Below are 23,366 nucleotides of genomic sequence, written 5' to 3'. Positions count from 1 at the left end.
CCGCCGACGGGAGAAGAGGGCAGATGGCGCAGCGCCGGGACGAGGCCACCGCCGAGCCCTCGACACCGACCGGGACGTCGGTCAAGGACACCACCGGACGCCGGGCGGTCGCGCTCTTCGCCCCCTACCGCGGGCGCCTGGTGCTGATCGCGCTCGCGATCCTCGTCACCTCCGCGCTGGGCGTGGTCACGCCGTTCCTCACCCAGCGCGTCTTCGACGACGCCCTCTTCGTCCCGGGAGGGCCCCGGATCGGGCTGCTGACCGCCCTGGTCGGCGCGATGATCGCCATCGCGGCCGTCTCCGCGGTGATCGGGATCGGCCAGACCTACCTGACCACCGTGCTCGGCAACCGCGTCATGCAGTCGCTGCGCGACCGGCTCTTCGCCCACCTGCAACGGATGCACCTCGGGTTCTTCACCTCCACCCGCACCGGGTCCATCCAGTCGCGGCTGGACAACGACGTGGGCGGCGTCCAGTCCGTCGTCACCGACACCGCGTCGTCGATCCTCGGCAACGTCGTGACCGTCGTCGCCTCGGTCATCGCGATGGTCGCGCTGTCGTGGCAGCTGTCGCTGGTGGCGTTCGTGCTGCTGCCGGTGTTCCTCGTGCTGCAGATCCGGGTCGGGCGGGTGCGGCGGAAGATCGCGGCGCGCACCCAGTCGTCGCTGTCGGACATGAGCGCGATCACCCAGGAGACGCTGTCGGTGTCCGGCGTCCTGCTGGCCAAGGTGTACGGCCGCCAGGAGCACGAGGTCGCGCGGTACAGCTCGGAGAACGACCGCCAGACCACCCTGCAGATCCGCCAGACGATGAGCGGCCAGTCCTTCTTCGCCGTCGTCACCGGCTTCTTCGCGCTGATCCCGGCCGTGGTCTACCTGGTGGCGGGCCTGCTCGCCGCCCGCGGCGACGCCGGCATCTCGGCCGGCACGCTCGTCGCGTTCACCACCCTGCAGACGCGGCTGCTGTTCCCGATCGTCAACCTGCTGCGGGTGTCGCTCGACGTGCAGACGTCGCTGGCGCTCTTCGGGCGCATCTTCGAGTACCTCGACCTCGTCCCCGAGCTGCGCGACCGCCCCGACGCGCGTCCGCTGGCCAAGGCCGACGCGCGCGGGGAGGTCGAGTTCCGCGACGTCTGGTTCCGCTACCCCGTCGACGCCGAGCCCGGCCGCCCTTCCGAGCCGGGCCCGTGGGCGCTCGAGGACCTCTCGCTGCACATCGAGCCCGGCCAGCTCGCGGCGATCGTCGGGCCGAGCGGGGCGGGCAAGACCACGCTGTCCTCGCTGGTCCCGCGGCTCTACGACGTCGACGAGGGCTCGGTGCGCCTCGACGGCACCGACGTCCGCGACCTCACCCTCGCCTCGCTGCCCGGCCTCGTCGGGATGGTGACCCAGGAGAGCTACCTGTTCCACGCGACCGTCGCCGAGAACCTGCGCTACGCCGCCCCGGACGCCACCGACGAGCAGATCCGCGCCGCCGCCCGGGCCGCGAACATCGCCGAGCACCTCGAGGGGCTCGCCGAGGGCTACGACACCGTCGTCGGGGAACGCGGCTACCGCCTCTCCGGCGGGGAGAAGCAGCGCATCGCGATCGCGCGGGTGATCCTCGCCGACCCGCGCATCCTGGTGCTCGACGAGGCCACCTCCGCGCTCGACACCACCAGCGAGCGCCTGGTGCAGCAGGCCCTGGAGACGGTGATGTCCGGGCGGACGACGATCGCGATCGCGCACCGGCTCTCGACGATCCTGGCCGCCGACGTGATCTTCGCGATCGATCGCGGCCGCCTGGTCGAGCAGGGCACGCACGACGAGCTGCTGGCGCGCGGCGGGCTGTACGCGCAGCTCTACGCCGAGCAGTTCGGCGCCGGCGCGGTCGAGGCCCGGTGCGCCGACGGCGTGCTCTTCACCGACGGCAAGGTCCTCACCACCCGCAGCACGGACGACTCCTCCGCGGCCTGAGCCCGCTCGTCACGCGGCGATCAGCGCCAGCAGACCCCGTCGGTCGGGGCCGGAGGACGGTGCGGGCGCCTCTCCGCGCCGCCGCGCGACGGCGTCGGCGATGCGGGGCCGGGCGAGGACCTCGTTCGGGAGGGCGAGGCAGAGGACGACCTCGAGGAGCGCCCGGAAGACCTCGGGGTCCTCCATCGCCGCCGCGGCGAAGGCGGTCACGTCGGGATCGGCGGTCGGCGCCGGTTCGCCGTGGCGCAGGGCGTCCATCTCGGCGACCCGGATCCGGTCGGCGTGCAGCTGGTCGTGCACGTAGGGCGCGACGCTCTCGTCGGTGTGCCGCTGGAACGCCGTCGCGAAGGCCGCCGGGTCGTCGGGGTGCTCGCGGAGGGTGTCGCGGAGCACCCGGGCGTGCATCAGCCCGATGCTGATGCCCCGCCCTGCGGAGGGGTTGGTGCAGGCCCAGGCGTCACCGACGGCGGTGAAGCCCGTGACCACCGGCGAGCCGTCCACGACGAGGGTGCGGACGCGGTCGAGCACGCCGGCCATGACCGCCACGCCGGGCTGGGCCTCGGCGTCGACCCAGTGACCGTGCCGCGGGAAGCCGTGCAGCACGCGGTCGAAGCACACGGGGTCGCGCAGGCTCTTCAGCGGGGCGTCGCGCGAGCCGCCGTACACGGTGACCGACCACGTGTCGTTGTCGGACGGGATCGTCAGGAGCGTGACCGTCCCGTACGGCACGAGCGGCGCGGTCCGCCAGGCGGGAAGCGGCCCGGAGAAGTAGCGGCTGTAGTACGCGAAGCCGCTGTCCTCGGCCGTCCGCTGCGGCGGGGCCGCACCCAGGTCCGCGAGCCAGGCGTCCGAGGGCGTCCGGCGTCCCATCGCGTCGACCACCAGGTCGGCCCGGACCTGCTCGCCGTCGTCGGTGAACACGCCCGCGACGCGGGGCACGCCCTGCTCCGCGCGGGCGCCCTCGATGAGACCGATGACCCGGACGCCACGCCGGAGCGTCACCCCCGGCTGCTGCTCGGCCCGCGCCGCCAGCACCGCTTCGAGGACGGGACGGCGACCGGTGACCCACCGGAACCGTTCGTCGTCGGGCCGGGAGTCGTGGTCACCGATCGACGGCGGGGCGGTGTCGAGGGGATCGAACGAGCGGCACCCGGCGGCGAGGAGCGCCTCGGTGACGCCCGGGAGGTCCTCGTCGCAGAGGTGACGGAACCGGGGGAAGACGCTGTGCGGCTGGCGGAACTGTGCCACCCCGTGCCGGGACCACCCCGACCACGCCGCGTCGGCACCGCTCGGGGTGGGCGCGGGGTCGGTCTCCAGCACCGTGACCGGCCGGCCTTCTCCCGCCAGCATCGTCGCCAGCGCGAGCCCGACCACTCCCGCTCCGCACACCACCACCTGGCCGTCGTCCATGACCTGAGGCTGGGCCTCTCCGTCCCGCCGCGCGTCGGGGTCGGGCCCCGAGAATCGCCCACGCCGACGGCCCGGGGGTGTTGAGGGGCCGGCGCGACGCGAGCAGGATCCGCCCATGGCGACACGCCTCGCTCGCTTCGAGTCCGGGCTCTCCGAGCTGCGCTACTTCCCCACGGCGAAGCACGTCCGAGCCGTGATCGACGGGACGACCGTCGTCGACTCCCGACGGGCGGTGCTGCTCTGGGAGCCGCAGCGCGTCGTCCCGCAGTACGCCGTGCCGATCACCGACGTCGCCGCCGAGCTCGTTCCCGGTCGCCCCGGCGATGGTGACACCCATGGCGGGCCGGTCCGGATGGGAGCCGCGGCGACCGAGGTGCTCACGCCGGAAGCCGGCTTCGGCCACCACACCGCGCAGGGCGACGTGCTGACCCTGCGGGTCGCGCACCAGGAACGGGTCGGCGCGGCGTTCCGGCTCGCGGACCCCGATCTCGCCGACCACGTCGTCCTCGACTGGGACGCGTTCGACGTGTGGTTCGAGGAGGCGGAGCGCGTCATCGGCCACCCACACGACCCGCTGGCCCGCATCGACGTCCTGCGCAGCGACCGTCACGTCCGCGTCGAGCGCGACGGGACGGTCCTCGCGGAGAGCTCACGGCCGAGCCTGCTCTTCGAGACGGGTCTGCCGGTCCGGTTCTACCTGCCGCCGGAGGACGTGCGGTTCGACCTGCTCCGACCGAGCGGCACCCGCACGACCTGCGCCTACAAGGGCGTTGCGTCGTACTGGGCCACGGCCGACGCGGACGGCACCCCGACCGACGTCGCCTGGACCTATCCCGACCCGTGGCCCGACGCCGTCCCGGTCACCGACATGGTCTGCTTCTTCGACGAGCGCGTCGACATCGTGGTCGACGGAGAGCGGGGCGACCGCCCGCTGACCCCCTGGAGCTGACGGCACTGCGCTGCCGTTGCTCGTGCCGCACCGCGGTGTGTCGACCTTCGACGCCGGTCCGCGTGTTCGACGTGTGCGCACGTCCTCCGAACCCCGCGACCTCAGACCTCCGACGCCCGGTGCGCCGCGGCGGCGACCTCCGGAGCCGGGACGGCGACGAGATCGTCGTAGAACGACCGCAGCAGGGCATCGAGGCGGAGCTTCTGCTCCTTGCCGGCGATGACGTGCGACGTGTCCGCCCACGTCTCGGTGCGACACCCCGGCAGCAGGTCGGCGAGGAGGCCGGTGTGGTCGACCGTCGTGATCGGGTCGCGGCCCGCGTGCAGGACGAAGCACGGGACGCGCACCTGGTCCAGGCGGTCGCGGGTGTCGTGGTCGAGGCAGGCCGCGACGAGCCGGGCGTGGGCGTCGGCGCGCCCGACGAGGTCGCCCCACGCGCCGTCGGGGCCGAGCAGACGGTCGCGATGCCGGTCGTAGAACGCCGGGGTGAAGCTCAGCGAGGCGCAGAGCATCTGGAAGGCCTCGAAGCCCAGCTCCTGGTGCACCCGGCGCATCATCGTCAGCTGGTCGGTGAGAGCGGGGTCGGCGTAGGCCCACGACCCGGTCTGGAACAACGAGCGCACGAGATCGGGGCGCCGGATCGCCAGTTCCTGCCCGACGCACGCACCCATCCCGACCATCCCGAGCACGTGGACGGGGCCACCACCGAGGTGGTCGAGCAGCGCGGCCACGTCGTCGGCGTAGGAGCGCGTCGAGGCCTCGGCCTCGGGCCGGTCGTCGCTCTCGCCGAGGCCCCGGTAGTCGAAGACGACGACCTCGAAGTCGGCGACGACCGCGCGCGGGAGATCGCCGAGCCGGCCGTGGCAGAACGTCCCCCAGCCGCCCATGGCGATCATCCGGGGACGGTCCTCGCCGGCGCCGTGGACCTCGAAGAACAGGCGCCGGCCGTCGATGCTGACCTCAGGCACCCGCGATCCCCTCCAGCCCGCGGACGGCCGCGTCGACGTCGACGACGTCGGCGTAGCGACGTCCCACGTCGGCGAGGTTGGCCCGGTGGGCCTGCTCCTGCTGGTCGCCGCAGCACTCGCCGACGACGATCGTGCGCAGGCCGTGGGAGAAGGCGTCCACGATCGTCGCGCGGATGCAGCCCGAGGTCATGCACCCCAGCACGACGACGGTGTCGACGTCCCAGAACCGCAGCATCGAGGCCACCGGCGTCCCGAAGAACGCCGACGGCGCCTTCTTGATCACCAGCTCGTCCGACGAGTGCCAGACCTTGGGGTCGATCTCCGCGGCGGGCGAGCCCGGCGTGATCTTCCCGAGCTCGGGCATCTTCCACCGCCCCAGGTCGGCGGGTCCGTCGAAGGCGACGGCGGTGTGCAGCACAGGGACGCCGAGCGCCCGGGCGCGGTCGAGCAGCGGGCCGCTGCGCTCGACGGCCTCGCGGACGTGGGGGCTGCGCCCGAGGGCGTACTCGCCCTCGGTCAGGGCGCGCTGGAAGTCGACGACCAGCATCGCGGCGCGGCGGCCGAACCCGATGTCGTGGCTGGAGTAGCCGGCGGCGGTGAACTCGTCGGTCATGGGTGTCCTCTCCCGTCGGAGGTGGGCCGGTCAGATCACGGCGGCCGAGCGCAGCTGCGCGACGGCCTCCGGCGTGTAGCCGAGACGCTCGGTGAGCACCTCGTCGGTGTGCTCGCCGAGCTCGGGACCGAGCCAGCGCACCTCGCCGGGCGAGGCGGACAGCCGGGGGAACACGCCCTGCATGGGGAGCTCTCCGAAGCGGGGGTCGGCCATCGACACGATCGACTCCCGCGCCCGGAAGTGCGGGTCGTCCAGCATCTCCCGGGCCCGGTAGATCGGGCCCGCCGGCACGCCGTGCTCCTCGAGGTGGGCGAGCAGGACGTCGGCGGGACGGGCCGAGGTCCACTCGGCGACGAGCGCGTCGAGCTCCGCGGCGTGCGCGCCGCGGGCGCCGTGGGTCACGAAGCGCTCGTCGTCGGCGAGCTCCGGGCGTCCCATCGCGACCGTCAGGCGGCGGAAGACGGTGTCCATGTTCGCGGCCACCAGGACACTCCCACCGTCCGCGGTGGGGTAGACGTTGCTGGGCGCGACGCCGGGCAGGGTCGCGCCGGTGCGGGTGCGCTCGTGCCCGGCGAGGACCCACTCCGGGATCAGCGACTCGGTGACGGCCAGGACCGACTCGTAGATCGACGCGTCCACCACCTGGCCCCGCCCGGTCCGTCGCCGGTGCTCGAGCGCCGAGAGCGCGCCGAGGGCGCCGAACATCGCCGTCAGCGAGTCGCCCAGGGAGATGCCGCAGCGGCCGGGGGGACGGTCGGGCTCGCCCACCAGGTGCCGCAGCCCGCCCATCGCCTCGCCGACCGAGGCGTACCCCGCGCGGTGGGCGTAGGGGCCGGTCTGCCCGTACCCGCTGATCCGCACCATGATCAGCTCGGGGTGCTCGGCCGCGAGCGTCTCGTGGTCGAGGCCCCAGCGCTCCATCGTCCCCGGACGGAAGTTCTCGATCACGATGTCGACGTCCGCGGCCAGCGACCGGGCGATCGACCGGCCCTCGGGGGTCCGCAGATCGGCGGTGACGCACCGCTTGTTGCGGGCGACGATCGGCCACCACAGCGAGCGCCCCTCGAACTTCTGGCCCCACTGCCGCATGACGTCCCCGTGCTGCGGGTCCTCCAGCTTGACGACGTCCGCCCCGTGGTCGGCGAGCAGCTGCGCGCAGTACGGCCCGGCGAGCAGCTGGCCCAGCTCGAGGACCCGGACACCCTGGAGGGCGCCGGCGCCGAGTGCGCCGAGAGGGCCCGCAGTACCGATGGGCTCGGCGGCGTACGCGGTCATCGCGGGTCTCCTGTCTCGCCGTCGGCACACCGTGCCGGGCTGTCGATAGGCTGTCGGGCCGTGGAGCAGCGGTGAACCGCGCAGACACGGCCTACCGCCAGCTGCGCCGGGAGATCCTCGAAGGGGTCCTGGCCCCGGGAACGCCGCTGCCCGAGGTGGAGTCGGCCGAGCGTCTCGGCGTGAGCCGCACCCCGGTCCGGGAGGCCCTCGGGCGTCTGGCGGGGGAATCGCTGGTCGAGGTGTCGCCGCGGCGCGCCGCCCGGGTCGCCCGATGGCGGCCCGAGATGCAGCAGGAGATCCTCGACCTGCGGGTGGTCCTGGAGTCGCACGCCGCCGAGCTCGCCGCGGGGACGGCGGGACCCGACGACCTCGAGACGCTGGACCGGCTGTGCGCGGAGGGCGACGCCGTGGTCGCGGCGCCGTCGGTCGATCTCGTCGCCTTCTCCGAGAACGCCCGGTTCTTCCACCTCGCGCTGACCGCCGCCACCCACCGGCCCCGCCTCGAGGCGATGGTGCACGGCCTCCTCGACGTCCCCGCGGTCGCGGCCCGCTACAGCGCCTTCCGTCCGGAGGACTTCGTGCGCAGCGCGGCCCACCACCACGAGCTGGTGGACGCCCTGCGAGCGGGCAACGCCGCGTGGGCGGGCCACCTCATGCGGGCGCACATCCTCGCGGCCCGCGAGGCGATGCGTCTGCCCTCCGCCGGCAACGGTCACCGCGAGGCCGCCGAGGTGGAGCCCTCGGACGAGGTGTCGAGCTCCGGGCCGGGCGAGCCCGCGGGGTAGCGCGGCAGCCGCCGGACCATGACCACGCCGACCACCGTGGCGAGTCCGCCGAGCACCAGGGCCAGCGCGAGCGGCACCGACGAGCCGCCGAAGGTCTGCACCAGAGCGAGCGCCGGCAGCGGGAGCAGGGCCCCGCCGATGACGTTGGCCAGGGCGAAGGACACCGCGATGCCGGTGTAGCGCAGCCGCACCGGGAAGACGTCGCTCATCAGCGACGGGAGGGCACCGTTGCCCAGCCCGTAGGGCACCACCCCGATCGCCATCGCGAGCCACAGCAGCGCCGGCTCACCGGTGTTGACCAGGGCGAACGCCGGGAACGCCCAGAGGACGGCGAACACACCGGCGACGAGCACGAGGCGCTCGCGCGGCACCCGCCGGCACAGCAGCGCGGCGCCGATCGTGTAGGGCACGAGCAGCAGGCCGCACAGGACGAGGCCCACCTGGACGTCGACGGCGTCGATGCCGTCGACGTAGGTCTTCGCGTAGGCGAGCAGCCCGGTCATGAGGGCGTAGACCACGACGATGATCGCGAGCCAGGAGAGCGTCATCGCGAGGATCGGCCGGCCGGCCTCGCGCATCGTCGCGGCGAACGTCGGCGGGACCTCGTCGCGGGTGTGCTTGAAGTCCGGGGTCTCCTCGAGGCGCAGCCGGACGATCATCCCGAGCCCCACGAGCACGAATCCGGCGAGGAACGGCACTCGCCAGCCCCAGCTGAGGAACGTCTCCTCGCTCACCGAGGACGAGACGATCAGCAGCGACGCCGCCGCCAGCGCGAGACCGAGCACCGAGCCGACCTGCGGGAGCGACCCGTAGAGCACCCGCCGCGACGGCGGGGCGTGCTCGACGGCCACCGCCACCGCGCCGCCCCATTCGCCGCCCACCGCGAGGCCCTGGACCAGGCGCAGGGTCACCAGCAGCACCGGCGCGGCGACCCCGATGGCCGCGTAGGTGGGCAGCAGGCCGACCCCGGCCGAGGCCACGCCCATCAGCGACAACGACATCACGAGGGCGCCGCGACGCCCCCAACGATCGCCGAGGCGACCGAAGACCCAGGCGCCCAGGGGTCGCACGAGGAACGCCACGGCGTGACTCGAGAGCGCCGCGAGCGTGCCGAGCCACGGCTGCGCTCCCGGGAAGAACAGCGGCCCGAAGACGAGGGCGGCGACGAACGTGTAGAGGATGAAGTCGTAGATCTCGACAAGCGTCCCGATCATGCACGCCAGGGCGGTGCGGCCCGGGGAGAGCCCGGTCCTCGGGCGATCGGTCGAGGGAGCGAGCTCTCCGGTGGGCCGCATGACCTGCCTCTCCCGTCCCGTGGCGCACGGGCTCCGTGACAGACAGCGTGCAGTGAGTCACGCCATGAACGCAAGGTTGTTGTATACCCAGACTGCGCGCGTGACGGCCCCTCAGGGGCGATACGGCGCCGAAGTGGCGCTTCTTGCATACAGAACTGGCCCGCGCGTCAGCGACCGATCAGGAAGGAGCCCGTCGCCCAGCTCAGCACGTCGACCAGCAGCACCAGCGCGCCGAGAGCGAGCGCGACGGTGACGAGGACCCGCACGCGCGGCGCCCACCGCTCCCGGAGGCGCTGCAGCGTGTCGACCGCCGCGCGGTGTCGTCCCAGGAGGACCGCCACGACCACCACGAACAGCGGCGCCTGGCTGACCACGGTCCACACCGTGTTCGCGGCGACGACACCGGTCGGTGACGCCTCCCGCCCCGCCAGCACGATCAGGGCCGCGAACGACGGGTCGGTGGCGGCGGTGCCGATGAACAGCACGCCGGCCACGACGGCTCCGGTCGCCCCCGCCCCCATGACCCGGGGCTCGGAGGAGGTGCTCCCGCGCACGACGCGGGTCACGGCCCAGGCCGCCAGCAGGAGCGCCGCGCCCGCTTCGAGCCCGGCACGCAGGGCCCCGCTCGGCAGCACCGAGGCCCAGTCGAGCCGTGCCAGCCGTTCCCCGACGGCCACCGTGAGGACGACGCCGAAGACGGTGGTGCCGACGAGGACGACCACCCCGAAGATCACGATCTGTCGGTCCCGCGCCCCCGCCGCGAGGGCGACGGCCGCGATCAGGGCGCCCGCCGGGTCCACGCCCAGCAGCCCCAGACCGGCCCCGACCCCGAGCGATCCCACCAGCCCCAGGGTCACCGCTGCGGCCCGCTCATCGGCGAGGCCCGTTCACGCCGAGCTGCGCCGGTGACCTGATCAGCCCCGTCCCACTGTCCCGGCGGTCGAGCCGACCGACGAGGTGTGGGCGGGAGCGGGGTCGGGCCGGCGGAGGCACAACCGGATGTTCTGCGGTCCGAACCGCTCCCGCTCGATGGCGAAGAGCTCGTGCATGCGGGCGAGGACGGGGTCGCGCCGTCGCTTCGTGATCGCCGGGCGCCACAGGAACACGACCAGCCGGCCCCCGGGCCGCAGCACGCGGTGGGCCTCGGCGACCGCACGGTACGGATCGGGCATCTCCTCCAGGCAGTAGCCCAGGAACACGACGTCCACGCTGCCCGCCGCGAGCGGCAGGCGTGTGCCGTCGCCGCACACCTGACGCAGGGTGGCGCCCGGTCGGTCGGCCAGCCGGCTCCGCAGGGTCACCAGGCTGCCGTGATGGCGCTCCAGCGAGAGCAGCGTCCCGGACGGGGGAAGGTGCCGCGCGAGCGCCCCGGTGTAGAAGCCGCCGCCGCTGCCGACCTCGAGGCAGGTGCCGGATTCCGTCGGGACCCACCGGACGTCCCGGTGGGCCAGGTCCCAGCCCAGGACCGCCCGCAGCGCGGGGGCGCTGATCAACCGGTAGAGCGCCGCCGGCGTCCGCCACCGCCACCGACCGACCCGGGAGCCTGCCTGCCCGGTCGTGACCACGGACAGGTCCGCCGGCGCGTCCTCGGACCCCACGGACGGGGAGCCGATCTCGGGGTCCGCGTTGCTGCTCACCCGGGGATCATGGCCCTGTCCGGTTCGATCACTGCACCTGGCTGGCCCCGCAGCGCGGACGAGGAGGAACCTCCTGGTCAGGGTGGAGCCGCCTTCGGGATTCGAACCCGAGACCTACGCATGACGAGTCAGTGCCTCACCCTGAGCGGCATCCTCACGGCGTCCAACGGTGCACGTCGGCAGTCCCACCGTGCTCAGCGTGGCGCACGAAGCGACGGGAGTTCCGCTGCATTCGGGCCGTCGTGCGGCACGCATGGCGGCGACCGGCACCCTGCAGAGGGTGGTGAGCACATGCCCGCTCTGGTTCGTGGGCTACTTGGTGTATCGCGCGGCGGTCCCGGACGACTCGATACCGGGCTGAGGCGGCCCGCACGACGCACACAGCGCTCCTGACGACGCTTCGCGAGGCCACGGCATAGGGCTGCCTGTACCGCTCTCCGCGAGTTATGAGATCAGTTTAGAAGCGATCGGGCGTGTCAAGGATCCGATAGGTGGTCACCGTGGGTTCGGTCGTCGCGCCAGCCGCGGCCATCACCTTCATGATGTCCTCCTGACCGGCGAAGAACTGCTGCCACGACTCCTCGTCCGGCCATTCGTCCACGACCAGCAGGTTCCCGTCCGTATCCTCCGCGAAAAAGTGATGGAGGGCCCCGTGGCGCTTGGCGTCCTCGATGATTGCCATCATCGTGTCGCGATAGTCGTCGACGATCTTCTCCTGGTTCGCGGCTGGGACCGTGGGAAACTTGACAGTGAGCATGACACTCATGGCGAACTCCTCTTCTCGAGGGCACCGAGCGCATCGTTCGCTGTGCGACGGCCCGCCTCTCGCTGGAGGGACGCAGTGTGACAGCGGCCCCCATGATCCCCGCAGATATTCACTCCGAGGGACCAACGCCGACCGCCGATCGTCATGAATTCTTCAACTCAACGTGACCGCACCTCGCCAATGAGGGCAGCGGCGGTGCCCGCGTAGGTCTCTTGCGGGCGCGGGCCAGGCCGGGGTCAACCAAGCTTTGGAAGAGGGGCCGGCTCCACGGCCCTCTTCCACGGCTGCGCGTGCGGCGGTGGGACAGGCGCGAGCCCTGGCAAATCCGACAGAAGCGCAGATACTTGCTGTTCCATGAGGTTCCAGCTCCGAGGCCGGTAGCCTCAGCAAACGCGCGGGGTTCTCGCACCGAGGTCCGACCAGTGTCGATCGTGCCCGAGTTCGGGGGGTAGTTGGTCGATGACGTCGAGTGCGCACTCACGTAACAGGGTCAACCGAACAGCGGTAGGAGCGCCCTAAATCCCCGGGCCACCATGTATTGCAGCTCGAGGCGCGCCGCGTCCGAGGACGCCATACTTGGAGCCGGGAATGACTCGTAGCGGCCGGTCTGTGAACTGCATCCTTCCACCGCACATCCTGCGCGCGCTGCTCGAGAACGACGATCGTGAGATCCGCCGAACGGCACTCGCCACGTTGGCCAGCACCTCGCGCCTGCGCGGTGAGCGGGCCGTCCGTCCCATCGTCGCGGTCGCGGCCCCGGCGGGCGGGCGCCGCACCATCTCCGACTGTCACCACAGCAAGCAGTTGGCGCAGGCGACGGTGCAGCGCGGGGAGGACGACCCGGCGGTCACAGACTCCTCGGTCAACGCGGCGTTCGAGGGCCTGGGAACCACGCGGGACTTCTACTGGCAGGTCCTGCAGCGCAACTCCATCGATGGCAAGGGCATGCGCCTCAACGGGTACGTGCATTACGGCCAGGCGTTCAACAACGCTTTTTGGGACAGTCGCGAGATGGTGTTCGGTGACGGCGACGGGCGGGTGTTCAGCGACTTCACCGGAGCGCTGGACGTCATCGCCCACGAGCTCACCCACGGTGTCACCGAACACACCGCCGGATTGGAGTACCACGTCCAGCCGGGCGCGCTCAACGAGTCGGTCTCGGACGTGTTCGGCTCCGTGGTCAAGCAGTGGAAGCTCGGGCAGACGGCCGCCGAGGCCGACTGGCTCATCGGTGCTGACATCTTCACGCCCGGCGTCGACGCCGACGCTCTGCGCTCGATGAAGGCTCCCGGCACCGCCTACGACACCCCGCTGCTCGGTGGGAAGGACCCCCAGCCCGACCGGATGAGCAACTTCGTCCAGCTCCCTGACACCGACGAGGACGACAACGGCGGTGTCCACATCAACTCGGGAATCCCGAACAAGGCCTTCTACCTCGTCGCGACCGGCATCGGCGGGAACTCCTGGGAGGCGCCGGGCGTCATCTGGTACGAGGCCCTCAAGGCCTCGTCGCCGGACACCGACTTCCAGGCGTTCGCCGACACGACCTTCGCGAAGGCGGGCCAGCTCTACGGGACAGGCAGCCCTGAGCAGCAAGCGGTCTTCGGCGCGTGGCAGGGCGTCGAGATCAAGATCAGCGGCGTGTCGCCCATGAGCCTTCGCATCAGCGCAACCTCCAATGGGAACGGTGTCGCCCCGGAATCGCTGCCGAGTCGTGTCGACGACCTCGCCAGCCAGATCAAGGCGCTCACCAAGGAGGTGAACGGCCTGCGGAAGGCCCGAGTGTGAGGATCACCGTCACCACGAGGGGCGGGTTCGCCGCCCCCGTGCTCCGGCACCAGCCGGACACGGTCGTCGACACCGCGACCTTGTCGTCCCCGGATGCCGCCGACGTGGAGGGCGCAGCCCGGACGGCGGTGGAACGAGCGGGCGAGCACGGCGACCCCGAACACACCGCCCGCCCCGACGAGCAGAACTACCGGATCGTCGTCGACGACCACGGAACCCAGACCGTCATCAAGGCCTACGACTCGACCCTGGACCCGACGGTCGCCGACCTTCTCGATCGCGTCCACCGACACCGCTCCTCATGACGCGGCGGCGTCGCGCGATACGGCAAACAAGGCCTGAAACTATCCAGTCTGGCCTTCCGGGCCGTCGAGCTGCTCGCGACGCTGCCTGAGGGGTCGGGTGGGGGGAGCGCGAGATGACGGTGCCGTTGAACGGTGGCGATGAGCCGGTCACGATCGGCGAGAGGGTCCGGCTGCGGGCTCCGGGCATGACCGGCACCGTGGAAGTCCGATCGACCGTCGACAGTCTGAGCGCTCTCGAAGCTGTCGAGGTGGAGGACACTGCCGGCTCGGCGGGGGGCGACGGTGGCGCTTGCTACCTGGAGTGGGCCCTCGCCAACGCGAGCCTGACTCCGCAGACCAGCTTCGCGATCGCGCCCACCTCCGCACCGAAGGTGGACAGCAGGGTCGAGGTGACTGCGAGCGCTCCAGACCGCCAGGCGGTGCTGTTGTCGCGTGACGCCGCGGGGATGCTGCGTTGGCACCTCCCGGAGACCACCCCTGCGCCAGCGCCGATCACAGAAGCGGCACGCCCGCCCGACCTGTCCTTCCTCATTCCGCCTGAACGCTTCGCGCCGCCGCCGCTGGCGGCGACGCGCACCGCGGATGCAGAACCCGACAGGAGCGCGACGTCGGCCGACCCGGCGACCAGGTCCGAATCAGCGGCGGAGGCGGCCACTGTCCTGACCCTGCTCGAGTTCCCGGTCGGCTCGCTGGGCGGCCAGCTGGCGGCGGGCGCCTACGCGCAATGGGAACAGATCGCCCGCCCCAGCCTGGCGACCTGGTTCCGACCCAAGCACGGACTCCAGCAAGGGGTCGCGTTGACCGACGCCAACTGGCGAACCCTCGCCGAGGGCCGGACGCTGCTGTTCCTGCACGGAATCTTCAGCACCAGCGCCAGCGCGTTCGGCGGACTGTTCGACACCAGCCGGCGCGACAACGCCGAGTTGTGGGCGCACCTCGAAAGGGCCTACGACCGGCGCATCATCGCCTTCGACCACCCGACCGCCTCGGTCCCGCCCGAACAGAACGCCAAAGAACTCCTCGGGCTGATTCCCGACGACGTGCACCTCGAGCTCGACATCGTCTGCCACAGCCGCGGCGGACTCGTCGCCCGCATCCTCGACGGCCAGCTCCCCCTACCGGCCAGCGGCAACCTGCTCGACGTCCTGATGAGCCCGGCCCGATGGCTCCTCGGCGGGAATCGATCGCACGCCACGGTCACCGTGCGCAAGATCGTGTTCGTGGGCACGCCGAACAGTGGCACCAACATCGTCGAGGAAGAGAACTGGAGCACGTTCATCGACAGCTTCACCACCCTGCTCGACGTCATGCCGCCGGGGCCGTGGAACGCCACCACCCCCGTGTTCGAGGGCGTCCTCGAACTGGTCAAGGCCCTGGCGGCGGGGACAGCCGACAACCTCCCGGGTCTGCGGGCCATGGACCCCGACAGCGGCCTCTACGCCGGCCTCGACCACTTCGCCGGCAACGCCCCGCTGTACTACGCCATCGAGGCGAACTACGAACCCGAGCCTCGAGGCCGCAGCCCCGTCCGGGACGCGGTCGACGACCTCATCGACCCGATCTTCCACCAGCAACCCAACGACATCGCCGTGCCCACCGCCGGCGTCGGCGACCCCGCAACAGCCCGCCCCGTCAGCCACCGGCCGACCAGCATCACCGGCTTTCCCGTCCCCGCCGACCGCCGCCTTGTGTTCGATCCCGGCGAGGTGTGGCACCTCAGCTACTTCCAGCAGCCCGAGACCCGCGCCTGCCTGCAGCGCTGGCTCACCTGAACCGGCCAGAGGCGCTCGTCGGAGGCGCCGGCATACCGCGGGCACCTCGAATCCGAGGCTGTCTTGGCGTCTACAGAGAACCGGGTGATCGGACCTGCAAGTAGGCCAGTGGATCGAACGCACATCCACGGATCAAGAAGTGAGCCCGGCTCCACACAGATTCCGTCGCCGCTGGGGCGAGCCGGTCTGATGGCAAGTCAATGGTGGTTACAGTTCTCGGCGGCCCCTTGGGTCGGCGCGCGTCGAACTGCGCCGGAGGACACCCGGACATCGCCCGACGCATCGTGCTCGATGCTGTACTCACTGTCGTCGTGGGAGCAGAGCAATACGTAGTTGCCGTCATGTTCGCGTCGTGCGACGCGGTGGATGCTAGCCCTGTGACGACCACACACAGCACGAACGTTGACACCGTCCAGGGCTCGTACGACGCCTTCAACAACGGCGAAATACCAATGGTCCTTGCGGCAATGCAGCCCGACGTCGAGTGGGTCGAGAGGGCCGGGCCTTACCAGGGCCGCTACGTCGGACCCCAGGCAATCGTGGACAACGTGTTCGCCCCCGTTCCCAAGGACTGGAGCGAGTTCACGGTGACCCCTGACGAATTCCTCGAGGCCGGGGATGTGATCGTCGTGCTCGGCTGGTTCGCCGGGACCGCCCGCGAGAGCGGCACGTCGTTCCGGTCCAGGTTCGCGCACGTGATCCGCATGCGGGATGGGTTGGAGGCCTCCTTCGAGGATATCTCCGACGCCCACGCTCTCCACGTTGCGCTCGGCCACTGACGAGTAGGTGCGTTCACACCGCGGGACTGAAAGTCCGGAGTCAGCGCGCCGAGGAGCGCGTCCGTCCTTCGCGGGTGTTCAGCATCCGCCCTCAGCGACACGACGAAGTGAGCTGGCTCGTACCCGCTGAAGTGGGACCACCCGAGGAGGTCGATCATGCCGTTGGACATATACGAGGCCGCCTATACGGCTGAGTCGCTGGCGGCCCAGATTCGCGAGCCCCAGGACCGCCTGGAGGCCACCCGGGCCCTCTACGACGCTGCCGGAGTCACCGTCGTGGCCGCCGGCCACCCCCTCGGGGAGCACGACGTGGTGATCGTCTTCGACGCGCCCGACGACACGGCGGCTGCCAGCGTTGCGCTCACGATCGGCGCGGGAGGGGCGGCCCGGTCGGGTCGCACGACGCGCCTGTTGAGTACCCAGGAGTGGAAGCAGTCGCTGGAGCGCGCGCAGGGCGTGGCGTCCCGGTACCGGCCGGCGCGTTAACCAGGCGGAGCCGGCCAGCCCGGAGCCGGTGCCGCTCCTGTGCCTGGCGACCCTGAGATTCGATGTCAGCGCTGTAGAACGCCAAGGTGGCGGTTGTGCTTTGCCTCCTCGGGAGTGCGAGCCGGGGGAGCTACCTCGAACCCCGGCCGCGACGTCGAGCCCCCAGAGAGGCGCCCGCCGCGAGCGACGCGGTGACGTGGCGGACTAGCGCCGACCGGCCCCGGGTTGGCGGCAGCGGCGGGCAACGACACGCGGACGACACACCGGTCCTCGACTCACTCGCGAGGACTCGGGGATGAATCGGGGACGCCGGACTGTCCTACGCCGAACGCAAGAGAACCCCGGGACTCTGACCTGGAGTTTCCTGGAGCCGCCTTCGGGATTCGAACCCGAGACCTACGCATTACGAGTGCGTTGCTCTGGCCAGCTGAGCTAAGGCGGCGTGCGAAAGAGTCTAGGCCAGGGCCCCGGCCCGAGGGCGAGGCGGGTCTACGCCCCACCCAGCAGGAGCACGCCCAGCACCACGAGCGCCACGACCTTCACCACCTCGAGCCCGATGTAGGCGAGGTGGAGCCGGGAGCGCGGCGCGTCCTCGCCGGCCAGCACGCGGTCCGAGCGCCGGTTGAGGCGCGGACGCACGACGCCGAGCTGCACCAGCAGGAGCACGACCAGGACGCCGACGACGACCGTCGGCGCCACCGGGACGCCGGCCAGGAGCACGGCCGCCACCACGACCAGCGCCAGCACACCTTCGGCCACGTTGAGCGCGCGGAAGACCAGCCGCCCGATCCCGAGCCCGATCACCGTCGTCACGCCGGGCGCGCGGAACTTCAGCGGCGCCTCGAGGAACGAGATCGCCAGCACCATCCCGAGCCACACGAAGGTCGCCGCCGTCGCCGCCGCCACGGGAACCGGTCTACACCGTCGGTCCTCGGTGACGGATCCCGCGGTGAGCGCGGCTTTCGTCACCGAGGAGGGCGACTCCGGGAACAACCGCGCACGGGGACGAGGTTGGCGGGTTCGTGGGGCTGAGTGCGGCCGGGGCCGCGGTACTGGTCGGCGTCCTCGTCGTCGCGACGGTGGTCGGGCTCGTCCTCCGACGCCGGGACGGGCGGGTCACGCAGGGCAAGGACGCCGGGAACGGCTGGGACGTCGCCGGGGTCGACCCCGACCCCGGGGACCGGGTCCTCCTGCTCCAGCTCTCGTCGCCGGTGTGCACGCCGTGCGTCCGGACCCGCGAGCAGCTCACCGCACTGGCGGCCGAGCACCCCGATCTCCGCCACGTCGAGGTCGACGTCGCCGAGAGCCCCGGGATCGCGCAGGCGCTCCACGTCCTGCGCACCCCGACCACCGTCGCGTTCGACCGCGCGGGCACCGAGCTCCTGCGCGTCGGTGGCGTCCCCCGTCGCGCGGACCTGCAGCAGGCCCTGTCCCTCGAGGAGACCCGATGACCGAGCGGCTCGACCCGCGCGGCGTGCGCTTCGCCGCCACCGTGACGACCGTGGTGCTGGCCGTCGTGCTGCTCACCGGTAGTGGGGTGCTCGCCGCGCTGCAGGCCGTCGTGTTCGCGATCCCCGTGGTCGCCGGGATGCGCTGGTCGCCCTACGGCGCGCTGTACCGGGCGCTGCTCGCGCCGCGCCTCGGCCCGCCGCGCGAGCGGGAGGACGCGGCGCCGGTGCGGTTCTCGCAGGCCGTCGGGCTGGTCTTCGCCGCCGTCGCGGCCATCGGCTACCTCAGCGGCGCGACGGTGCTGGGCATCGTGGCGACCGCCTTCGCCCTGGCCGCGGCGTTCCTCAACGCGGCGTTCGGCTTCTGCCTCGGGTGCGAGATGTACGGCCTGCTCGGGCGGGTCCGCGCGGCCCGCTAACCCACCGTCGGGACGGCGTCGAGGACGATGCCGAAGACGTCGCGGAAGATCGCGAGCTGCTCGTCCTCGGACACCGTGTGCTCCTCGCGGGAGCCGTCGTCGCCGGTGACGATGTGGCGGTCGCCGGCGAGGGTGACGCGACCGGCCGGGGTGAGGCGGGAGCAGGTCAGCCCGAGCGCGAACGGCGACTCCGGCGAGGTGGAGTGCCACCAGGACAGCGGCAGGAAGTCGGTGAGCAGCCGGGCGCGCGGGTCGAGGCGGTAGACCACCTTGTCGTCGCACACGGCGTCGAGCTCGCCGTCCGGGGCGTCGCGGACGGCGTAGGTCCCGGTGCGGTCGGGCTGCCCGTCGCGACGGTCGAGGTCGACGGCCCGGGCGGCGAAGCGCCCGAAGCCGACATCGACGAGCAGGCGGGCGCCCCGCAGGTCCACCACGAGCGCCATGTGGTCGCCCGGCGGGCCGTACCCGTCGTCCCCGCCGTTGCGCGCCACGCGGGCCGAGCACAGGGTCACGTCGTACCCCAGCTCGCGCAGCAGCCAGGCGAAGGCCCCGTTGAGCTCGAAACAGAAGCCGCCCCGGTGCCGTTCGATGATCTTCTCGAGGAGCGCGTCGTCGTCGAGCTCGATCGGCTCGGGCACGTGCACCGAGAGGTTCTCGAACGGGACCGCGATCATGTGGCGCTCGATCAGGGTGTCGAGCGGGTCGTCGGCCGCGGCGCCGATCCGCGCCAGGTAGTCCGTCGCGTCCACATGACCGGTATACACGGGTCATGCGCGTCGCCCTGGCCCAGATCCTCGCCACCGACGACCCGGCGTCGAACCTCGAGCTCGTCGCCGACCACACCGCGCTCGCCGCGCAGCAGGGCGCGACGGTCGTCGTGTTCCCCGAGGCGACGATGTGCCGCTTCGGCGTCTCCCTGACGCCCGTGGCCGAGCCGCTCGACGGACCGTGGGCGAGCGAGGTCCGGCGCATCGCCGAGAAGAACGGCGTACTCGTCGTCACCGGCATGTTCACGCCGACCGACGACGGCCGCGTCACCAACACGCTGCTGGTCACCGGCCGCGGCGTCGACACGGCCTACGACAAGATCCACCTCTACGACGCCTTCGGGTTCGCCGAGTCCGACACCGTCGCGCCGGGCAGCAAGCCGCTGACGATCACGGTCGACGGGACGACGCTCGGGCTCGCGACCTGCTACGACATCCGCTTCCCGGAGCTGTTCCGCGCCCTCGCCGACCAGGGCGCGACCGTCACCCTGCTGCCCGCGAGCTGGGGCGCGGGGCCGGGCAAGGTCGAGCAGTGGCAGCTGCTGGTGCGCGCCCGGGCCCTGGACGCGACCACCTTCGTGCTCGCCGCCGATCAGGCCGACCCTGCCAGCCGGGGCATCGACGCGGGTAAGGCTCCGCGTGGGGTCGGGCACAGCCTCGCGGCCTCGCCGTTCGGCGTGATCATCGACGAGCTCGGCGCGGAGCCGGGGCTGCTCGTGGTCGATGTCGACCCCGAGCAGATCCCCGACGTCCGCGCCGCTCTGCCGGTGCTGGCGAACCGCCGGCTCTAGCCGCTCTAGGCCGCGGCCGGGCGGGTCATCCAGCGGACCCGGTCCTGGTACGGCGCGAGGCGGGTCAGCAGGTCGCGGCGGGCGGCCGCGTCGGCGGGCGCGGAGAACGCGCGGTCGTGCGTCATCTTGGCGCGCAGCGAGCTGGGGTCGAGCACGATGACCTGGGCGGCCCGGCGGGCCTTGGTGCCGAGCTCGGCGTCGCCGGAGTGCGCGGCAGCGCCTCCGACACGCTCGGCCAGGACCTCGGCGGCCGCGAGGCCGCTGGAGTCCGGGCGGGCGGCGATCACGAGGACCTTGGCCTCGTCGCCGTTCTCTCGGGGCGCGGGGATGGTGACGTCGGTGGGGAGGGGGCGCGTGGGAGAGCTCATCGGGCAGTGCTCCAGGACGGTCGCCGCGGTGCGACGACGCTTTGGTGTGACATCTCTATAGACGCCTGTGATGTTCATCGGTTTCCTTCCGGCGAGGGTGATCCGCACCTCCCCGTGGCTCACGGCAGCACCGCCGCGAGGACGTCGAGGAACGCCTCCGGGGCGTCCTCGGTGAGGAAGTGGCCGGCGCCGTCCACGGTGTGGAGGCGGGCACCCGGGATGTGGCCGCGCAGGGTGGTCGCGGCCGTGGACGGGAGCCAGCGGTCCTGCGCGCCCCACACGACGTCGGTCGGGATCGCGATCTCGCTGAGGCGGGCGACGACGTCGCGGGTGTCGTCCTCGGTGAACCCGGCGACCTGGTCGAGGTAGCGCCGCTGGCCCTCCGGACCGGCGTAGCGCCCGAGGTAGGCGCGCTCGGCGTCGCCGTCCAGACCCGTGGCCGACGTCGTCCGCAGGTGGGCCGCGATCAGCGCGGTGAACGCGGCGTTCGGCATCGACCCGTAGACGTCGAGGTGCTGCTGCATGTGGGCGGCGGTCGCGGTGACCCACGGGGCGAGCACGGCGGCGTCGGCGAGGACGAGCGCGCTCGCCGGGGTGCCGTGGACGAGGTGCGCGCGCAGGACCGTCGCCGCACCGATGTCGTGGCCCACGAGCACCGGCGCGTCCAGCCCCCAGTGGCCGACGAGGGCGGCGAGGGTCTGCGCGTGCCCGGCGACGGACGGGGTGTGGCCGGTGGAGTCCCCGTAGGTCGGCAGGTCCCACAGGTACACCGGCCGCTCGTGGGCCAGCGCCGGCGCGACGTGGCGCCAGAGGTACGACCACGAGGGCGTCCCGTGGGTGAGGACGACCGGGGTGCCCGGCCGGTCCTCCCCCAGCACGTCGACGGCGATCGTCCCGGTCGGTACAGCGATGCGGTCGCGCAGGGCCCAGGTGGCGGTCTCGGTCGGCACGGCTTCTCCTCATGTTTGCAACGGCGGTATACGCCTTACCGTAGGAGAGCGTGCGTAAGGCGTGCAAGACCTTGAAGGCGTTACTTCAGGGGAGCGCGCCGCCGAGATCGGCCGCGGCGAGGAGGGCGACGAGGACGGGGACGACGCCCGTCGTCGGGACCCGGTACCGCCGGCCGTCCTGTTCGACGACGCGGGCGGAGGTCAGCGTGCGCAGGTGGTGGTAGAGCTGGCCGGTCGACGAGAGCTCGGCGGCCTCCACGAGCTCGTTCGTGCCGGCGGGACCCGTCAGCAGGCGCCGCACGAGGGCGAGGCGCACGGGGTGGCCGAGGGCGGCGAGCACCTCGGCGACCGGGCCGGCGAGCAGGTCCAGGGTCGCCGCCGCGTCGTAGGCGATCGTCCACGACACCGGGCCCGCGCCCTCCTGCAACCACACGCGTCCCTGGTAGCCGATCTCGCCGGCCTCACCGGTCCGCTCGGGCCGGCCCTCGGGAGCACGACCGCCCTCGAGCGCCGCGACGCGGGCCTCGAGGGCGTCGAGGCGCGCGTCGGGGTCGGGGTCGGCCCCTCCAGCATCGGCCACCGCCGGATCGTCTCAGGCCACGCAGAGCACGCGGGAGCGCTCCGCCGGGTCCTCGACCGCACGGACGAGGAAGCGCTGCTGGGCCACGCCGACCTCGGCCAGGTCCGTCGTGGCCCCGAGACCGCGCCCGAGCACGACACCGATGCCGAGCGAGCCGTCGGGGCGCCGGACGCTGAGCGCCATCGTCCCGATCCCGGGGAATGACCCGCCCTTGGCCGCACGGACCTGGCCGTCGGGACGAGGGGGCAACTCGAGCTGGGCGCGCGCGACGTCGGCGCCGGGCCCGAACGACCCGCTGATCACCGCTCGCCACAGCCCCGCGAGCTGTGCGGCGGACCCGACCGACGTCGACTCCGCCCACCGCTCGCTCTCGAGCAGGTACGCCTCGACGTCCGCGGCCTGGGCGACCAGGCGGCGCTGCGAGTCCTCCCGGAACGCGGGGTCGGACGCGTAGCGCCGGGCCAGGGCGATCTCCACCGGCGCCCGCTCAGCACGCGGCGCGGTGACCGGCGGCGCCTCCTGCGGCCGGACGAGCGCCAGCTGCGAGCCGAGCTCCGAGGGCACGTCGAGGTCCTGCCACCCACCCGCGGCGGCGGCCTCGACGAGGGCGTCGTCGCCGAGACGGTCGCGCAGGTAGTCGGTGGCGGCGTTGTCGCTGAACTGCACCATCGCCGCGACCATGGTCGACAGCGGCACCGTGCGCTGCGGATCGGCCGCGAGGCCGGTGGCGGGGTCGCGCGGGATCCCGAGGGCGTCGAGCGCCTGCACGTGGGCTCCGGCGTCGGCCGGCAGGTACCAGGCCTCCCAGTCGGCGAGCCGGATCGGCTCGTCGGGGTCCAGGCGGCCGTCGGCGACAGCCCGGCCGTACGCCGCGACGTGCACGATCTTCACCGCCGACGCCAGCGGCATCGGCCGCTCGGCGGCGTGCGAGACGACCGAGCCACGCCCGTCGTCCACCACGGTGGCCACGTCGTCGGGCGTCGCCGCGAGCAGACCGAGCCAGCCGTCGGGGCTGGTCGGGCTCGCGGCCGGTGCCGGGCCGCAGTCCGCAGGACGCGGCGGGTTGGCCGGGACCGACGCCGCCGGCACCTCCGGGGGCGCCCCACCGGCCTCAGGCGACGACGAGCAGGCCGTCGGCAGGAGCAGCGCGACGGCGAGCGCGCCCACGGCGATTACGCTTTTCCGTGATTCCGGCACAGCGACAGGCTAGCAGCGGGCACGGGTCGTCACGCCACCCCGCGTCACGGGAGGCGTGCTCGG

General features: G+C 72.5%; 25 protein-coding genes and 1 tRNA gene. 11 read left to right on the top strand and 15 right to left on the bottom strand.

Features of this window, described 5'->3' with window-relative positions:
- The first annotated feature begins 23 nt into the window (after positions 1-23).
- A complete protein-coding gene (locus tag ACQPYN_RS02385; protein WP_433032925.1) occupies positions 24-1,955 on the top strand; it encodes an ABC transporter ATP-binding protein in 1,932 nt (643 codons plus the stop codon).
- A 9-nt stretch (positions 1,956-1,964) separates the two neighbouring features.
- Here ACQPYN_RS02385 and ACQPYN_RS02380 read toward each other — a convergent pair whose 3' ends face one another.
- Entirely contained in the window at positions 1,965-3,365 is a 1,401-nt protein-coding gene (locus ACQPYN_RS02380) for an NAD(P)/FAD-dependent oxidoreductase (protein ID WP_433032922.1), read from the bottom strand.
- Between the two features lie 115 nt (positions 3,366-3,480).
- Here ACQPYN_RS02380 and ACQPYN_RS02375 point away from each other — a divergent pair, with 115 nt between their 5' ends.
- Positions 3,481-4,314: a DUF427 domain-containing protein gene (locus tag ACQPYN_RS02375; protein WP_433032919.1), complete on the top strand. Its 834-nt coding sequence runs from the start codon at positions 3,481-3,483 to the stop codon at positions 4,312-4,314.
- Between the two features lie 101 nt (positions 4,315-4,415).
- Here ACQPYN_RS02375 and ACQPYN_RS02370 read toward each other — a convergent pair whose 3' ends face one another.
- The 3 genes from ACQPYN_RS02370 to ACQPYN_RS02360 are packed head-to-tail and all read right to left on the bottom strand — an operon-like array spanning position 4,416 to position 7,170.
- Positions 4,416-5,282, bottom strand: coding sequence for an alpha/beta fold hydrolase (locus ACQPYN_RS02370; RefSeq protein ID WP_433032916.1), 867 nt, complete (start codon positions 5,280-5,282; stop codon positions 4,416-4,418).
- Positions 5,275-5,895, bottom strand: coding sequence for an isochorismatase family protein (locus ACQPYN_RS02365; RefSeq protein ID WP_433032913.1), 621 nt, complete (start codon positions 5,893-5,895; stop codon positions 5,275-5,277). The genes ACQPYN_RS02370 and ACQPYN_RS02365 overlap by 8 nt, the downstream gene beginning before the upstream one ends.
- A gap of 30 nt (positions 5,896-5,925) precedes the next feature.
- Entirely contained in the window at positions 5,926-7,170 is a 1,245-nt protein-coding gene (locus tag ACQPYN_RS02360; RefSeq protein WP_433032910.1) for a CaiB/BaiF CoA transferase family protein, read from the bottom strand.
- 71 nt (positions 7,171-7,241) lie between these two features.
- Between ACQPYN_RS02360 and ACQPYN_RS02355 the strand changes: the two genes are divergently transcribed.
- Positions 7,242-7,955 (top strand): GntR family transcriptional regulator, encoded by a 714-nt coding sequence (locus tag ACQPYN_RS02355; protein ID WP_433032907.1) that lies wholly within the window; start codon positions 7,242-7,244, stop codon positions 7,953-7,955.
- On the opposite strand, the gene ACQPYN_RS02350 is transcribed toward ACQPYN_RS02355, so the two are convergent.
- The 4 genes from ACQPYN_RS02350 to ACQPYN_RS02335 form a co-directional block, all read right to left on the bottom strand.
- Positions 7,883-9,169: an MFS transporter gene (locus ACQPYN_RS02350; RefSeq protein ID WP_433032904.1), complete on the bottom strand. Its 1,287-nt coding sequence runs from the start codon at positions 9,167-9,169 to the stop codon at positions 7,883-7,885. The two genes, ACQPYN_RS02355 and ACQPYN_RS02350, sit on opposite strands and share 73 nt — an antisense overlap.
- 248 nt (positions 9,170-9,417) lie before the next feature.
- Positions 9,418-10,092, bottom strand: coding sequence for a hypothetical protein (locus ACQPYN_RS02345; protein ID WP_433032902.1), 675 nt, complete (start codon positions 10,090-10,092; stop codon positions 9,418-9,420).
- A gap of 72 nt (positions 10,093-10,164) precedes the next feature.
- Positions 10,165-10,887, bottom strand: a complete 723-nt coding sequence (locus ACQPYN_RS02340) for a class I SAM-dependent methyltransferase (protein ID WP_433032899.1) — start codon at positions 10,885-10,887, stop codon at positions 10,165-10,167.
- 457 nt (positions 10,888-11,344) lie between these two features.
- The gene (locus ACQPYN_RS02335; protein ID WP_433032896.1) at positions 11,345-11,653 is read right to left on the bottom strand and encodes a hypothetical protein; all 309 of its coding nucleotides are present in this window, start codon (positions 11,651-11,653) and stop codon (positions 11,345-11,347) included.
- A 588-nt stretch (positions 11,654-12,241) separates the two neighbouring features.
- Here ACQPYN_RS02335 and ACQPYN_RS02330 point away from each other — a divergent pair.
- From ACQPYN_RS02330 to ACQPYN_RS02310, 5 genes are all read left to right on the top strand, one after another.
- Positions 12,242-13,441, top strand: a complete 1,200-nt coding sequence (locus tag ACQPYN_RS02330; RefSeq protein WP_433032893.1) for a M4 family metallopeptidase — start codon at positions 12,242-12,244, stop codon at positions 13,439-13,441.
- Entirely contained in the window at positions 13,438-13,746 is a 309-nt protein-coding gene (locus ACQPYN_RS02325; RefSeq protein WP_433032890.1) for a protealysin inhibitor emfourin, read from the top strand. The genes ACQPYN_RS02330 and ACQPYN_RS02325 overlap by 4 nt, the downstream gene beginning before the upstream one ends.
- Before the next feature lie 113 nt (positions 13,747-13,859).
- Positions 13,860-15,518 (top strand): DUF7379 domain-containing protein, encoded by a 1,659-nt coding sequence (locus ACQPYN_RS02320; protein ID WP_433032887.1) that lies wholly within the window; start codon positions 13,860-13,862, stop codon positions 15,516-15,518.
- A 200-nt stretch (positions 15,519-15,718) separates the two neighbouring features.
- On the top strand, positions 15,719-16,297 hold the full coding sequence (locus ACQPYN_RS02315; RefSeq protein WP_433032884.1) for a nuclear transport factor 2 family protein: 579 nt from the start codon (positions 15,719-15,721) through the stop codon (positions 16,295-16,297).
- A gap of 156 nt (positions 16,298-16,453) precedes the next feature.
- A complete protein-coding gene (locus ACQPYN_RS02310; RefSeq protein WP_433032881.1) occupies positions 16,454-16,783 on the top strand; it encodes a GYD domain-containing protein in 330 nt (109 codons plus the stop codon).
- 365 nt (positions 16,784-17,148) lie between these two features.
- On the opposite strand, the gene ACQPYN_RS02305 is transcribed toward ACQPYN_RS02310, so the two are convergent.
- Positions 17,149-17,225: transfer RNA gene (locus tag ACQPYN_RS02305), tRNA-Thr, on the bottom strand.
- Positions 17,226-17,272: 47 nt separating this feature from the next.
- The gene (locus ACQPYN_RS02300) at positions 17,273-17,650 is read right to left on the bottom strand and encodes a hypothetical protein (RefSeq protein ID WP_433038681.1); all 378 of its coding nucleotides are present in this window, start codon (positions 17,648-17,650) and stop codon (positions 17,273-17,275) included.
- Positions 17,651-17,805: 155 nt separating this feature from the next.
- On the opposite strand from ACQPYN_RS02300, the gene ACQPYN_RS02295 reads away from it, so the two are divergent.
- On the top strand, positions 17,806-18,234 hold the full coding sequence (locus ACQPYN_RS02295; RefSeq protein WP_433032878.1) for a thioredoxin family protein: 429 nt from the start codon (positions 17,806-17,808) through the stop codon (positions 18,232-18,234).
- Positions 18,231-18,650 carry a DUF4395 domain-containing protein gene (locus ACQPYN_RS02290; protein ID WP_433032875.1) on the top strand — a complete coding sequence of 140 codons (420 nt, stop codon included), beginning with the start codon at positions 18,231-18,233 and terminating at the stop codon, positions 18,648-18,650. The genes ACQPYN_RS02295 and ACQPYN_RS02290 overlap by 4 nt, the downstream gene beginning before the upstream one ends.
- Here the strand turns inward: ACQPYN_RS02290 and ACQPYN_RS02285 are convergent.
- A complete protein-coding gene (locus tag ACQPYN_RS02285) occupies positions 18,647-19,399 on the bottom strand; it encodes an arylamine N-acetyltransferase family protein (RefSeq protein WP_433032872.1) in 753 nt (250 codons plus the stop codon). The genes ACQPYN_RS02290 and ACQPYN_RS02285 overlap by 4 nt on opposite strands.
- Before the next feature lie 20 nt (positions 19,400-19,419).
- Between ACQPYN_RS02285 and ACQPYN_RS02280 the strand changes: the two genes are divergently transcribed.
- The gene (locus tag ACQPYN_RS02280; protein WP_433032870.1) at positions 19,420-20,208 is read left to right on the top strand and encodes a carbon-nitrogen hydrolase family protein; all 789 of its coding nucleotides are present in this window, start codon (positions 19,420-19,422) and stop codon (positions 20,206-20,208) included.
- A 5-nt stretch (positions 20,209-20,213) separates the two neighbouring features.
- Here the strand turns inward: ACQPYN_RS02280 and ACQPYN_RS02275 are convergent, their stop codons facing one another.
- The 4 genes from ACQPYN_RS02275 to ACQPYN_RS02260 form a co-directional block, all read right to left on the bottom strand.
- On the bottom strand, positions 20,214-20,576 hold the full coding sequence (locus tag ACQPYN_RS02275) for a hypothetical protein (protein ID WP_433032867.1): 363 nt from the start codon (positions 20,574-20,576) through the stop codon (positions 20,214-20,216).
- A gap of 119 nt (positions 20,577-20,695) precedes the next feature.
- Entirely contained in the window at positions 20,696-21,526 is an 831-nt protein-coding gene (locus ACQPYN_RS02270) for an alpha/beta fold hydrolase (protein WP_433032864.1), read from the bottom strand.
- Between the two features lie 85 nt (positions 21,527-21,611).
- Positions 21,612-22,106 carry an ArsR/SmtB family transcription factor gene (locus ACQPYN_RS02265; protein ID WP_433032861.1) on the bottom strand — a complete coding sequence of 165 codons (495 nt, stop codon included), beginning with the start codon at positions 22,104-22,106 and terminating at the stop codon, positions 21,612-21,614.
- Positions 22,107-22,118: 12 nt separating this feature from the next.
- A complete protein-coding gene (locus tag ACQPYN_RS02260) occupies positions 22,119-23,273 on the bottom strand; it encodes a serine hydrolase (protein ID WP_433032858.1) in 1,155 nt (384 codons plus the stop codon).
- Positions 23,274-23,366: the final 93 nt, after the last annotated feature.

The sequence above is a fragment of the Actinomycetospora sp. CA-053990 genome, from assembly GCF_050948445.1.
Classification (GTDB): domain Bacteria; phylum Actinomycetota; class Actinomycetes; order Mycobacteriales; family Pseudonocardiaceae; genus Actinomycetospora; species Actinomycetospora callitridis.
Note: the sequence above shows the minus strand (reverse complement) of the source record. Positions and strands in the feature narration are given on the sequence as shown.

Excerpts from the sequence above, each read along its gene's own strand:
- ACQPYN_RS02385 (WP_433032925.1), top strand. The coding sequence starts at position 24 with ATGGCGCAGCGCCGGGACGAGGCCACCGCCGAGCCCTCGACACCGACC.
- ACQPYN_RS02380 (WP_433032922.1), bottom strand. The coding sequence starts at position 3,365 with ATGGACGACGGCCAGGTGGTGGTGTGCGGAGCGGGAGTGGTCGGGCTC.
- ACQPYN_RS02375 (WP_433032919.1), top strand. The coding sequence starts at position 3,481 with ATGGCGACACGCCTCGCTCGCTTCGAGTCCGGGCTCTCCGAGCTGCGC.
- ACQPYN_RS02365 (WP_433032913.1), bottom strand. The coding sequence starts at position 5,895 with ATGACCGACGAGTTCACCGCCGCCGGCTACTCCAGCCACGACATCGGG.
- ACQPYN_RS02360 (WP_433032910.1), bottom strand. The coding sequence starts at position 7,170 with ATGACCGCGTACGCCGCCGAGCCCATCGGTACTGCGGGCCCTCTCGGC.
- ACQPYN_RS02350 (WP_433032904.1), bottom strand. The coding sequence starts at position 9,169 with ATGATCGGGACGCTTGTCGAGATCTACGACTTCATCCTCTACACGTTC.
- ACQPYN_RS02335 (WP_433032896.1), bottom strand. The coding sequence starts at position 11,653 with ATGAGTGTCATGCTCACTGTCAAGTTTCCCACGGTCCCAGCCGCGAAC.
- ACQPYN_RS02330 (WP_433032893.1), top strand. The coding sequence starts at position 12,242 with ATGACTCGTAGCGGCCGGTCTGTGAACTGCATCCTTCCACCGCACATC.
- ACQPYN_RS02320 (WP_433032887.1), top strand. The coding sequence starts at position 13,860 with ATGACGGTGCCGTTGAACGGTGGCGATGAGCCGGTCACGATCGGCGAG.
- ACQPYN_RS02315 (WP_433032884.1), top strand. The coding sequence starts at position 15,719 with ATGGTGGTTACAGTTCTCGGCGGCCCCTTGGGTCGGCGCGCGTCGAAC.
- ACQPYN_RS02310 (WP_433032881.1), top strand. The coding sequence starts at position 16,454 with ATGCCGTTGGACATATACGAGGCCGCCTATACGGCTGAGTCGCTGGCG.
- ACQPYN_RS02300 (WP_433038681.1), bottom strand. The coding sequence starts at position 17,650 with ATGGTGCTGGCGATCTCGTTCCTCGAGGCGCCGCTGAAGTTCCGCGCG.
- ACQPYN_RS02290 (WP_433032875.1), top strand. The coding sequence starts at position 18,231 with ATGACCGAGCGGCTCGACCCGCGCGGCGTGCGCTTCGCCGCCACCGTG.
- ACQPYN_RS02280 (WP_433032870.1), top strand. The coding sequence starts at position 19,420 with ATGCGCGTCGCCCTGGCCCAGATCCTCGCCACCGACGACCCGGCGTCG.
- ACQPYN_RS02275 (WP_433032867.1), bottom strand. The coding sequence starts at position 20,576 with ATGAGCTCTCCCACGCGCCCCCTCCCCACCGACGTCACCATCCCCGCG.